We start from the raw sequence: 11,615 nt of genomic DNA on the forward strand, positions 1-11,615 counted from the left end.
GTCGAAGTCGGCTGCGGACAGGATCATCGACGACATCGCCCCGCTTCTCGCGCTGACACCGGTCCGGCGCCGGCACCCTCTGCCGGGACGGTGCTGATCGTGGACGGCACCCTGGTCCCCACCCGCGACCGCAGCATCGCCGCGTCCAGCAAGAACTACAGGTACTCCACCAACCACCAGGTCGTCATCGATGCGAACACCCGACTGGTCGTGGCGGCGGGGCGGCCACTGCCGGGTAACCGCCACGATGCCCGTGCCTACCGGGAATCCACAGTGGACCGGGCGGTGAAGAACGCCCCGGTCCTGGGTGACGGCGGATACCGCGGCACCGCCGCTCTCATCCCGCACTGGCCCCGGCCGAACTGCCCGCTCACGCCTGAGCAGGAAGCGGACAACACGGTTCACCGCCGGGCCAGAGCCCGCGTCGAGCACGCCTTCTCCCGGATGAAGACCTTCAAGATCCTCCGCGACTGCCGCCTGCGCGGCGACGGTGTCCACCAGGCCATCCTCGGCATCGCCCGACTCCACAACCTCGCCCTCGCGGGATAACCCGGAGAGTGCAAGAGGCACTTCAGCCTGCCCAAAAGACCCCTTACGGGACATCATTTAGTGCAGGTTCGGCTCCGGTGCTCTTCTCGGATGGCCTCTTGCCGACAGCGGATAGCCGCTGCCGGATTCGGATATGGCGGAGCGCCGACGCCCTCTACGGTTTCGGAGAAATCGGCGCTCTGGAGGCGTACATGGGAAGCTATCGCGGTGCGCGGACGGCCGTGATCGTGGGTGCGGGCGTGGCGGGTCTGACAGCGGCCGCTGCCCTGGCGCGCGGCGGATGGCAGGTCGAGATCGCCGAGGCCGGCCCGGCGGAGGCGCCTTCCGGATGGGGGTTGTGCCTGACCGGTCCTTCGCTGCGCGCGCTGGACGAGCTCGGGCTTGCGGGCGCATGTCTGGCCGAGGGCTACGGCATGGACACGATCACGCACGTGGACGTGAACGGCGAGCCCGTGGACGAGGTCCGGTTGCCGCGCCTGCTCGGTGCGCGGCGGCCGGCGGTGGTCGGTATCGCGCGTCCCGTACTGCACCGCATCCTGTACGCGGAGGCCGAGCGGTGCGGCGTAGCGGTACGCCACCAAGTGACGGTTGCCGCGGTGGACCAGGAGGGGGAACTGGTCCGCGTGCGGTTGTCGGACGGGACGGTGCGCAGAGTCGCGCTGCTGGTGGGTGCGGACGGGATCCGTTCGTCGGTGCGGGGCCTGCTGGGGCTTGAGGCCTCGCTCGAATTCCACGGGCAGATGGTCTGGCGGGCTCTGGTGCCCCGCCCGTCGTGGGCCACCGGGATCCATCAGTTCGCCGGGAAGACCGACACGGCCGGCCTCGTGCCCCTCTCGGGCAGGCAGGCGTACGTGTTCCTGACGGAGAACAGAGTCGGGCAGAGCATCCTGTCCGATGCCGAACTCGCCCCGCGCCTGCAACAGTTGCTGAAGGTCTTCCCGGGGCGAGTGGCGGAGTTCCGCTCTCTGATAGCCGAGTCGGATTCGGTGGTGCGCCGCCCGGTGCTGACGGCGCTCCTGAAGGGCGCCTGGAGCCGGGGCAACGGCGTGGTCATCGGTGATGCCGCGCATGCGCCCGCACCGCAGATGGCCAGTGGCACTGCCCTGGCCGTGGAGGACGGGCTCGTGCTGGCCCGGGAAATCGGGCGACACGAGTCTGTCGGCGCGGGGCTCCAAGCGTTCGTCAGCCGGCGCACGCAGAGGTGCAGGACGCTCGTGGAGACCTCGATGGTGATCGCCGGCCTGGAGCAGGCGCAGCGCCACCACGAGGCGTATGCGCTGGTCGATTCCTGCCACTGGCTCATGGCCGAGCCCGCGTAACCACCCCGCGCGAAGGGCGGCCTGGCGCCTGCCGTCCGCGCGACGGACGAGGAGAGACAGATGAGACAGGTGAGACAGATGCCTGCTGCAACTTGTCGGACACGGACCTTGCCTGAGGCGCAGCAGTGGCTGCGCGAGCATCTGGAGCAGCGTAGGAACCCCTTTCAGCTCCATCGGTCACGACGACCGACGCCGCGCGGCGCATCGAAAACGCTTCCCGTCCCCGGTCCTGGGCCGGGCACTGGCCGGCGAGGGCGGAAGACTTCGCGACCCGGGCGCGCCGGGCCCAAGGACGACCAGCAGAACGCCTCGGCCGATCTCCGCCTGGCCCTGGAGGACGAGGCCCCAAGACGACCTGGACGTTCCCCGGAGGCCGCATGGGCGTGGGCCCGTACTGCCCACCGTCCTCGACTGGCTGACCGAACGACTGAGCCGACCAACGTAGCTGCGCCGCTGCGCCGCTGCTCCGCTTGAGGGAGTGCACCATGAGCAACAGCAGTCTGATCACCCACCTGCGGCACATCGATATCGCCATGCCCAACTTCGCCGAGCAGCGCCGGTTCTACACCGAGTCGTGGGGACTGACGGAGACCGCCGGTGACACCGGTGTCTCCTTCCTGGCGGCCGAAGGGTCCCCGGAGCAGTACGTGGTGCGGTTACGCGAGGACGCCCACAAGCGCACCGACCTCATCGCCTTCGGCGCCGCCCGCGCTGACGACGTCGACGCCCTGGCAGCACAGCTGATCACTCAGGGCGTGCGACTGGTCCACGAGCCGGGAATGCTGGACACCCCCGGGGGCGGCTACGCGGTCCGCTTCTTCGACAACGAGGGCCGCGTGGTCGAGGTCTCCGCCGACGTCTCCGTCCGCCGGCACCGCAAGATCGAGGCCCGCGAGCCGGTCCCCGTACGCCTCTCCCACGTGCTGATGAACTCTCCCACCCCCGAGGCCACGGTCGCCTGGTACATCAAGCATCTGGGGTTCCGTCTCTCGGACACGATGTGTCTGCGCGACCGTGGCGAGATCATGTGGTTTCTGCGGTGCAACACCTTTCACCACAGCTTCGGCATCGTGCGCGGGCCGCACGCGGCCTTCCACCACGCCTCCTTCGAGATGCGCGGAATCGACGAGTTCATGCGCGGCACGGGCCGGATGCGGCGCCTGGGCATCGAGCGGCTGTGGGGACCGGGGCGGCACCGGGCCGGTGACAACTGCTTCAGCTACTTCCTCGACCGGGCCGGCAACACCGTCGAGTACACCACCGAGCTGGAGATCCTGGACGAGGACACCTGGCACCCTCGCATCTTCGACCTGCGCGATCCCTCCAACGCGGATCAGTGGGGTACGGCCGAGGAGATGGACGAGTTCATCGCCGCCGAGTCCCACAACGACGCCGACCCGGGGCTGTTCACGGCCCCGCCGATGTGAGCAGCAGGCCGCGTGAAACCTGTACGCACCCGGCTCGTCGCCGACCGGGGGCCTCCTGGGAAGGGCACGCCGACCGGCCGACACCTCGCCCGGCGCGGCAGCCCGCAGAAGAAACCCACAGATGACCCCCGCAGAAGAAAGCCGCGGCACCGCCGCGTACAGCCCGATGCGTGCGCCCGCGACACAACACGCCAACTGCCATGGCCATTGTCAGCCGTGGCCATGGCTGACAATGGGCCCGTAGGGAGGTGACCTCGTCATCGTGCCGACACCGCTGCGCAACCACCTCATCACCAGGTCCAGGAACCCCGCCGACCTGCTGAACGCCGCCACCCGCCTGTTCGGCGGCTCCATCGCCACATCACCCCTGGACGAACCACGCGGCGGCGACCACGAACTGCGCGGCGTCGCCGCACACGACTTCGCGGTGGGCTATTTCGCCTCACCACTCGATGTACGCGTCACCTCGGCCAAGGGCCGCAACCGCGGCTGCTACTTCGTCAACATCGGCCTCTCCGGTGCCGTCTCGGCATCGCGCGGCGACCTGCGGGCAACCCTCGACGAGGCGACGGCGGGCATCGCCAACCCTGGAGACACCCAGGAACTGCGGCCCCTGCCCAGCCGCAGGACACGGTTCCTGGGCCTGCGCATCGGCGCCGCCCTGGTCGACCAGGAATTCGCCACGCTGACCGGGCATCCGCCGGTGTCCACCGTCCGCTTCGATTTCGCCCTCGACCTGGCCGGCCCCAAGGGCCGGACGGTGCAGCTGCTGGCCCGTTCCCTCCTCGAACAGATGGACTCGCCGGACCCTCTGTTCCAGCACGCGGAGTTGCAGCGCAGCCAGCTGCGTTGCCTCGTCACCGCCCTGCTCCTGGCCCAGCCGCACTCCCACACCGGCGAGCTCCACGACGGTCCGCAACCCGGCCACCCACGCCATTTGCGGGCAGCCCTCGCGTTCGTCGAAGCGAACCTCGCAGAGCGCCTCAGCCTCGACCGCATCGCCGGTGCCGCAGGCTGCAGCCCACGGACCCTCACCTCCGCATTCCGCGACCGGTTCGGCCTCCCGCCTATGTCCTACGTCCGCAACCTGCGACTCGACCGGATCCGGGACGACATCCTCGCCTCCGGCGACCCCATCGGCACGGTCGCCTACCGGTGGGGCATCGCCCACCTCGGCCGCTTCGCCGGCGACTACCGCGACCGCTTCGCCGAACTTCCCTCCGACACCGCAAACCGCAGATAACTCGGTCGTCCCCCTCTCCTCCGCCGAGAGCCCCCGGCAGCGGTCCCGTAGCGGGCCGACAGGCTCAACCAGGCCCGCGCCGTCCTGCACGTGATCGCCGGGGAACCGTCCGCCGACCGCGTCGAGCGCGGCTTGCGGGCGTACGACGAGTGGCTCACCCGGTCCGCTCGCCCTGAGTGAAGAAGTCGACCAACTCTTGGGGAGTGGGGTTGTGAGGGGCTCTCGCGGCGGCAGCGGCGGCGCGGGGGAACAGTGCTTGCTCGTACGCGGTGAGGGCGGTCTCGATGTCGTCGGGGTGCGCGTGTGCGTGTGCGTGTGCGGCAAGGGCCTTGCCGAGTTCGGCGCCGTCCTGCATTGCCAGGTTGGCGCCTTCGCCGTTGGGGGCCGTGAGGTGGGCAGCGTCGCCGAGCAGGGTCGCCCCCGGCACCCGGTCCCAGCGGTGCCCGGCCGGCAGGGCGTGGAGGGGGCGCAGGACCGGTGCGGTCTCGCCGGCGGTGATCAGGGCGGTGAGTTCCGGTGCCCAGCCGTCGTACTCCTCCGCGATCCGCGCGGCAGCCGCGGCGGAATCGGTGAGATCGGCGAGATCGGTGGTGCCAGTGGCGTCTGTGGTGTCGGTGGTGTCAAACCGGTTCTGCGGTTCGGCCAGTGTGAAGTGGGCGTGCAGAGTCCCGTCCTTCTCCCGGTGAGCCACGAACCATTTCCCGTTCCCGTCCGGGTCGAGCCCGACGAGCGTTCCGCCGCCGACCGCTTTCGCGGTGGCCGGGTGTCGGGTGTCGGCGTCGTGCACCCAGGTCTCGGCGAAGAACCGGCCTATGTATTCGGGTGTGGCGTCGGAGAGCAGCGGGCGGACTCGTGACCACGCGCCGTCGGCTCCGACCAGCAGGCTCGTAAGGACGGTGGTGGTGGTGTCGCCTGCGAAGGTCACTTCGTGGTGGCCCGCGGCAAGGGCGCGGATACCGGTGGCCTTGTGGCCCCATCGGACGGTGCCGGCGGGGAGCGCGTCGAGCAGGATCTGCCGCAGTTCACCGCGCTGTACCTCGGGGCTTTTGCCCGTGCCGTCGTCGGCCTTGTCATACAGGACGGTTCCGTTCCGGTCGACGAGCCGTATCGCTTGGCGGCCCTCCAGGACGATGCCGCGGAACTCGTCCATCAGGCCGGCCGCCTGGAGTGCCGGTTGGCCGCTGTGGTCGTGGATGTCGAGCATCCCGCCCTGCGAGCGCGCCGCCGGGGAGGGCTCCGCCTCGTAGACCGTGACCGGGATGCCGTGGAGGTGTAAGACGCGTGCCAGGACGAGACCGCCGAGGCCGGCGCCGATGATCGTGACGGGGGTGCGCATGAGGGCTCCTTGCTGTCGCAGACGTGCCGGGCGGGCAAGGCTCCGGCCGGGTTTCTCTGGGGGGAATGCGGCTTGCCGGGCCGCGCCCTTGCGCAGTAACGGCTCAGACGACCACGACCCGGCGCCCGCGCGTGTGACCGGCCCTGCTGTCGATGTGCGCCACGGCGGCCTCCGCGAGCGCGTACGACTTGGCGACCGGGATGTGGAGTTTCCCCCGCGAGATGAGGCCGGCCGCCTCGGCGAGGGCTTCCGGGACGTTCCCGGTCACGCCGGAGTACCGGGCACCGAGCTGCGGCGCAGTGAGATCGGCGATGGAGATCACCTTGCGCGGGTCCCCGGTCAGCTCGATGAGCTCGCGGATCACGCCCGAGCCGGCCAGATCAAGAGCCGCGTCGGCCGCGTCGGCCGTGTTGACGTGGTCGCCCCGGCCGCCCCGGCCGCCCCGGTCGACTCGGCCGACTCGGCCGACTCGGCCGAGCTGCCGCACCCGCTCGACCCAGCCCTCGCCGTATGTTGTGGCGAGGGCGCCCAGGCTCCGCAGATAGTCCTGGTTCGCGGCCCCGGCCGTGCCGATCACCGTGATGCCGCGGTCGCGGGCGATCTGCAGCACCGCCGACCCCACTCCCCCGGCCGCACCGCTGACCAGCAGCGTCTGCCCGGGCCGCACACCGACCTCGCGGAGGATGCGCAGCGCGGTTTCCACCACGGAGGGATATCCGGCCGCCTCCTCGAACGTCAGCCCCTCCGGCATACGGGCCCAGGCCGACAGCACGGCGAACTCGGCGTAAGTGCACGAGCCTCGCCCGAACACGCGGTCGCCGACCTCGACCCCGTCGACGCCCTCGCCGACCTCGTCCACCACGCCGGAGGCGTCTTGCCCGACACCGGCGGGCAACTCGACCGGACGGACCTTCTGGAACTGGCCTTCACGGATCCTCCAGTCGATGGGGTTCACACCTGCCGCCCGCACGGCGACGCGTATCTGACCGGGGCCCGCGTGGGGCTCCTCGGCGTCCACGAGCTGCAGAACATCCGGGCCGCCGAACTCGGCGAAGCTCACTCTCTTCATGCTGCCGCACCATAGCACTAACAGTTAGTGTTTAGAAACGGTTGTGGCTTTGGATTTGATAGTGTCAAGGCATGACCGTGCCGCTCGGACGCCGTGAACGTAAGAAGGCCGCGACCCGCCAGAAGATCGCCGACGCCGCCCTGCAGCTCTTCCTGGAACGCGGGTACGACGCGGTGGGCATCCGTGACGTGGCCGCCGAGGCCGACGTAGCCGTCACCACGCTCTTCTCCCACTTCGCCTCGAAAGAGGCCCTGGTCTTCGAGCAGGACGACGACTTCGAGCAACGCCTCACGCAGGCGGTCACCGACCGGGCGCAGCACGAGCCGCTCATCCCCGCACTGCGCCGCGAGATCCAGGCCCTGGTGCGACATTGCACGGCGGACAGCGCCGCCCCGATCCGGCGCATGATCGAGGCATCGCCTGCCCTGCGGGAGTACGAGGAGTCGATGCGGCTCCGCCATGCGGAGTCGCTGGCAGCGGCCATCGCCGCCGATCTCGGCCTCCCGCCGGCCACAACGACTTGCCGGACGATCGCGAGGTTCGTAATCGACGCCTATTCACTTGCCCGCGAGGCGACCGATCCGCAGTCCGCGGTGGAGGAGATCTTCCGGATGATCGAAGCGGCCTGGAACGTCGGCCGCCCATCTCGACCTGCGTGAGGAACTGCCCCTCCAGGCCCGAACCTGCCTCCACCCGACCGACGACCGGGTAGGCGGCCGGGTAGGCGGCTGGTACCCCGGGCCCACCCGTCCGCGAGGAAATGCATTCGTGGAGCACGCCGGGAATGGGGGAGAATCTCTCAGTTCACTCGCGTACCAGGAGATTCATGCACAAGCGTCTGCCTCTGCTCGCCGTCTGTCTTACGGTCGCCGCTTTCGGCGCCTCGGCTTGCGGCCCGTCTGGTGACAGTGGGTCGAGCGCCTCGGCGACACCGGCTACTGCGCCCGCGTCCGCCTCGGCCGCGCCCTCCAAGAGTCCGCCGGCGGCTCCCTCGGAAGTGCGCGGGCTGACAGGCCTGTCGGCCAAGCTCTACCTCAAGACGATCCGGGAGCACTACCCGGATCTGGACCACATCAGCGACGACGTACTCGTCGCTCACGGCAACGCGCTCTGCGTGGCCAGTGGGCAGGCCCTGGTCGACCAGGCGATAAAGACCAAGCAGGAGCTTGAGCTCACCGGGAAGGAGGCTTCAGCAATCCTCGGTAGTGCGCACGGAAGTTGCGGCAGGAAGAACGCGTTCGGGTGACGTCGGAGTCCCCGCAACATGGGCCGGGGCCGGCCTCACCTCAATGGGTGCGCAAGCAGCCCCCCGTTACGCCTGGGCCTGCCCGGCGCAGTCAGCGGCCGGTCCGGGCCTTTACGGCGGTCCTTCCCTGAACCTGCGGGCAACTCGACCAGATCGGCCTTCAGGGTCCGGCCTTCGCGGTCGGCTGCTCTTGCTGCGCTTCCGACCGTCTTGTCGGCCGGCCCGGTCGCGGTGCGGCGGCTGCAGCGGTGGCGGCCGGAATCACCGCGGGTACGGGGGGTGGTGTGCTCGCCGACGCGGGGCCGGCGCTCGCGGCGGGACCGGCCGGGATGCCGACGTACCGCTACCTGAGGGACGCGCTGGTGGGCCCGCTGAGACCCACGGGGGAGGTCATCTTCCCCTGCATCCGCGGGGTATACGACAAGATCAGCGGAGCGAGGTCCCGCTACTACCTGTACTACGCGCCGCATGAGAACCCGGGCGGCATCAGCGTGGCATTCGCCGATTCGCTGGAAGGCCCCTTCACCCAGTACGAGGGTAATCCGCTCATTGACAACCACCTGCCGGGTACCACGGTCAGCCACGTCTCGTCCCCCCACGTGATCTGGGACGCGGCCACCCGGCAGTTCCTCTGTTACTTCCACGGCGAGAACACCGTGACGCGCGTGGCCCGCTCCCAGGACGGTCTCCACTTCACCGACGAAACCCCGATCCTGAGCACCCGCCTGGTGCCCGGCACCTCGGAGACCTCCTATGCCCGCGTCTTCGAGCACGCCCTGCCGGGACGCAACAACAAGTACGTCATGGTCTTCATGGGCGTACGCAAGGGCAGGCGGATCTTCTACGGCTGGTCGCCCAACGGCTGGGACGATTGGCAATTCAGCCCCACACCGCTGGTCAACCCTGAGCCGGACGGTGTCACCGACATCGCCGGGCCGAGTCTGGTCAAGCGGAACGGCACCACCTATGTGGCCTATCACGGCAACGACGGCCGCATGCGAATCACCGAAGTCGGCAGCGCCTTCGACCGTGAGAACCATCTCGGCGTGTTCCACTCGCCGATCGCCTCGGACCGGGGCCGCGTGGCCGCGCCGTCGTTCGGCAGTGAAGGCGGCAGGGATTACATGTTCTACGAAGCGGGACCGCGTTTGAACGCCCGCATCTGCATCGCCCGCGCCGTCTGACCGGCGTCGGGCGGCAAGTGCCGGACAGGCGCCGAGGCCGAGGCCGCTGCGAAATTGGCATTGCCGCGGAAGCGGCCCACCGGATGCAGCAACAGGCCCGTCCCGGCCCTTCGACACCGGATACCCGCGCCGCGCCTTGCACATGTTCCGCCAGGCCGCTCCGCACCTGCTGCCCGAACGTCACCGCGGGAATCAATCGCACTCCCTCCCCCTCCCACCAGGAGGCATCAAAGATGTTCACCCATGCCGCACGGCCCCGCCGGGGCGCAAGAACAAAGCACACGTTGCTCGGAGCAGTGGCTGCAACAGCCCTCCTCACAGGCCTGTCCCCCACGCCTGCCGGTGCGACACCGAACACGGACGTGGCGCAGACGCGGCGCGCCCAAGCGGAAGTCCCGTCCGTCCGGATCCAGAACTACGAGAGCAAATACTGCCTCTACCGCAGAGATGAGCGTGTACTGGCAGGGCCCTGTAACCCGCACGCCATGGCTCATCATTGGGCCCTCGGATCGGACAACACCCTCAAGAACGTCGCTGACAGTCGCCAGTGCCTCGGGGACTGGGAGGGAGGATTCGGGTCTTTCCTCTGCAATGGCAACCATACGAAATGGACCCGCTACAGCGACGGCTCCGTGAAGAACTGGGGCACCAAGAAGTGCCTCACGATGGACCCGGCTACCCGTGCGCCGCACACCAGCGCCTGCAACCACACCGACATCCAAAGATGGGCCTTCAAGTCCTGATCGTAGGGCTTTGGCGTAGGTCGGGTAGCCGGGTCACGTTGCCGTACCCCGGCTACCCGACCTACTTCACCAGGGCGAGCTCCATCGGACAGGCATGCCCGGCTCCCAGCATGACAGCCGACCCAGGTCCTGGAACCGGCCGATTGCACGTCGCGGCGCAAAGGGCCGCAGGGCGCCTCGATGCCCATCTTCCTTCGGCGAAGCCGGGGTTGGACGGTCGCGCAAACCGGGTTACAGCTCGTACGCTGGCCACGGGCGCCCTGGTGAAGGCCCTGTCCAGCCGTGCCCGCAGTCGGTGGCTGGCTTGCTACGCCGTGCTGATGGCTCTGCTGGGCTGGTTCAACGTGATGGGACTGCTGCTGGTGGCCGCCCACGCGGTCACCGTGGCCCTGCGTCGTCCCGGCCGCCGCGTCGTCGTGCGCCTGCTGCCAGCGCAGGCCGCGGGCATCACCGCCGTCGTCCCGCTGCTGATTCTCGGCTCCGCCCAGAGCTCCGCCGTAGGTGAAGCCGCGCCGGTCACCGTCGGTACGCCGCTCAGCTACTTCACCTGGCTCCTCACCCCCGGCCAGGACACCCTGCCCACCGCACTGAAGCTCCTGCTCACCTTCACCGCTCTCACCACCCTGACCGTCCTCGTGGTGCGCCGACGCAAGGCCCCTCCCCTGGCTCTCGCCGTCGGCGTGCCCTGGCTGGCCGTCCCCCCGCTGCTTCTCATGGCCGTCTCCCTCGGCCACCCCCTCTTCGCCTACCGCTACCTGCTGTTCTGCCTGCCGGCCCTCGCCCTGCTACTCGCGACAGCCGCCACCGACGTCCGCCCGCGCCGGCAGTTGCTGCTCGTGCTCCTGTCGGCCGTCCCCCTCGCCGCGTCGCACCTCGCGATCCGCCAGGAGGACAGCCGCCAATGGGACACCCGCGCCGTGATCAGGACCCTGCGCATCCATGACGCTCCCGGCGATGCGGTGCTCTTCAGCGGCGCCCGGTGCGGTCTGATCGCCACGGCCTTCAAAGAGGCGTTCACAGGCCGCGCCGACCTGGGCACGGCGCGGACGGCCGCCGGCCTCGGCGCCCTGGACAACCTGCCCGCCGACCCGGCTGTTCTGCAACAGCGTCTGGCCCACGCGTCCCGCGTGTGGCACATCACCTGCAACCACCTCTCCTCGGGTGCCCGCGAGGCCGCCGCCCACGCCGCCGCGTCCCAGGAGCAGGCCCTCACCCGCGCCGGCTTCTCCCCGGCCTTCCACCACAGTGCCCGCGGCGTGGACATCACCCTCGAACAACGACCCACCACCGGACAGCCCGCCGACAAGCCCGCCCACTGACCCCAACGGATGCAGGAGGAAACGGGGTCGTCCGATGCGGCTATGGCCAGGGGGCGTGAAGGCGAACGAACCCGATCCGTGTGCGAGCGTCAACCTGGCACCAGGCCGCGGTGAACAGCAGGCAGGCCCGATCCTCCTCTTCTCCCCCAGTCGGGGAAAGCCGGTACTCGGCACCGGCGC

10 protein-coding genes and 1 pseudogene are annotated in these 11,615 nt (G+C 69.5%); 9 read left to right on the plus strand and 2 right to left on the minus strand.

All coding sequences use genetic code 11. The annotated features are described in order from the left end of the window. The 4 genes and pseudogenes from NQU55_RS24190 to NQU55_RS24205 all read left to right on the plus strand — a co-directional run. Window positions 1-549 (plus strand): annotated as a pseudogene (locus tag NQU55_RS24190) (transposase); the annotation flags it as partial. 191 nt (window positions 550-740) lie between these two features. Continuing rightward, entirely contained in the window at window positions 741-1,868 is a 1,128-nt protein-coding gene (locus NQU55_RS24195) for an FAD-dependent monooxygenase (protein WP_206329597.1), read from the plus strand. 485 nt (window positions 1,869-2,353) lie between these two features. Beyond that, window positions 2,354-3,295 carry a VOC family protein gene (locus tag NQU55_RS24200; RefSeq protein ID WP_168094099.1) on the plus strand — a complete coding sequence of 314 codons (942 nt, stop codon included), beginning with the start codon at window positions 2,354-2,356 and terminating at the stop codon, window positions 3,293-3,295. A 262-nt stretch (window positions 3,296-3,557) separates the two neighbouring features. Next, window positions 3,558-4,538, plus strand: coding sequence for a helix-turn-helix transcriptional regulator (locus NQU55_RS24205; RefSeq protein ID WP_168094098.1), 981 nt, complete (start codon window positions 3,558-3,560; stop codon window positions 4,536-4,538). Between the two features lie 154 nt (window positions 4,539-4,692). Here the strand turns inward: NQU55_RS24205 and NQU55_RS24210 are convergent, their stop codons facing one another. Beyond that, window positions 4,693-5,874, minus strand: a complete 1,182-nt coding sequence (locus tag NQU55_RS24210) for an FAD-dependent oxidoreductase (RefSeq protein ID WP_168094097.1) — start codon at window positions 5,872-5,874, stop codon at window positions 4,693-4,695. Between the two features lie 103 nt (window positions 5,875-5,977). Then, window positions 5,978-6,943, minus strand: coding sequence for an NADP-dependent oxidoreductase (locus tag NQU55_RS24215; protein ID WP_256791103.1), 966 nt, complete (start codon window positions 6,941-6,943; stop codon window positions 5,978-5,980). A gap of 71 nt (window positions 6,944-7,014) precedes the next feature. Between NQU55_RS24215 and NQU55_RS24220 the strand changes: the two genes are divergently transcribed. The 5 genes from NQU55_RS24220 to NQU55_RS24235 all read left to right on the plus strand — a co-directional run bounded on the left by NQU55_RS24220 (window position 7,015) and on the right by NQU55_RS24235 (window position 11,435). Next, window positions 7,015-7,602 carry a TetR/AcrR family transcriptional regulator gene (locus tag NQU55_RS24220; RefSeq protein WP_168096940.1) on the plus strand — a complete coding sequence of 196 codons (588 nt, stop codon included), beginning with the start codon at window positions 7,015-7,017 and terminating at the stop codon, window positions 7,600-7,602. 167 nt (window positions 7,603-7,769) lie between these two features. Then, the gene (locus tag NQU55_RS24225) at window positions 7,770-8,189 is read left to right on the plus strand and encodes a hypothetical protein (protein WP_256791105.1); all 420 of its coding nucleotides are present in this window, start codon (window positions 7,770-7,772) and stop codon (window positions 8,187-8,189) included. 284 nt (window positions 8,190-8,473) lie between these two features. Then, window positions 8,474-9,373, plus strand: coding sequence for a glycoside hydrolase family protein (locus tag NQU55_RS24230; RefSeq protein ID WP_256791106.1), 900 nt, complete (start codon window positions 8,474-8,476; stop codon window positions 9,371-9,373). A gap of 233 nt (window positions 9,374-9,606) precedes the next feature. After that, window positions 9,607-10,116: a ricin-type beta-trefoil lectin domain protein gene (locus NQU55_RS37170; protein ID WP_372504795.1), complete on the plus strand. Its 510-nt coding sequence runs from the start codon at window positions 9,607-9,609 to the stop codon at window positions 10,114-10,116. Window positions 10,117-10,436: 320 nt separating this feature from the next. After that, on the plus strand, window positions 10,437-11,435 hold the full coding sequence (locus tag NQU55_RS24235) for a hypothetical protein (RefSeq protein ID WP_240977068.1): 999 nt from the start codon (window positions 10,437-10,439) through the stop codon (window positions 11,433-11,435). Window positions 11,436-11,615 lie beyond the last annotated feature (180 nt).

It is taken from the genome of Streptomyces telluris (assembly GCF_024519335.1).
In the GTDB taxonomy this organism is placed as follows: domain Bacteria; phylum Actinomycetota; class Actinomycetes; order Streptomycetales; family Streptomycetaceae; genus Streptomyces; species Streptomyces telluris.

What these genes read in the sequence shown, in the direction of transcription:
- NQU55_RS24195 (WP_206329597.1), top strand. Translation starts at nt 741, where the DNA reads ATGGGAAGCTATCGCGGTGCGCGGACGGCCGTGATCGTGGGTGCGGGC.
- NQU55_RS24200 (WP_168094099.1), top strand. Translation starts at nt 2,354, where the DNA reads ATGAGCAACAGCAGTCTGATCACCCACCTGCGGCACATCGATATCGCC.
- NQU55_RS24210 (WP_168094097.1), bottom strand. Translation starts at nt 5,874, where the DNA reads ATGCGCACCCCCGTCACGATCATCGGCGCCGGCCTCGGCGGTCTCGTC.
- NQU55_RS24215 (WP_256791103.1), bottom strand. Translation starts at nt 6,943, where the DNA reads ATGAAGAGAGTGAGCTTCGCCGAGTTCGGCGGCCCGGATGTTCTGCAG.
- NQU55_RS24220 (WP_168096940.1), top strand. Translation starts at nt 7,015, where the DNA reads ATGACCGTGCCGCTCGGACGCCGTGAACGTAAGAAGGCCGCGACCCGC.
- NQU55_RS24225 (WP_256791105.1), top strand. Translation starts at nt 7,770, where the DNA reads ATGCACAAGCGTCTGCCTCTGCTCGCCGTCTGTCTTACGGTCGCCGCT.
- NQU55_RS37170 (WP_372504795.1), top strand. Translation starts at nt 9,607, where the DNA reads ATGTTCACCCATGCCGCACGGCCCCGCCGGGGCGCAAGAACAAAGCAC.
- NQU55_RS24235 (WP_240977068.1), top strand. Translation starts at nt 10,437, where the DNA reads ATGGCTCTGCTGGGCTGGTTCAACGTGATGGGACTGCTGCTGGTGGCC.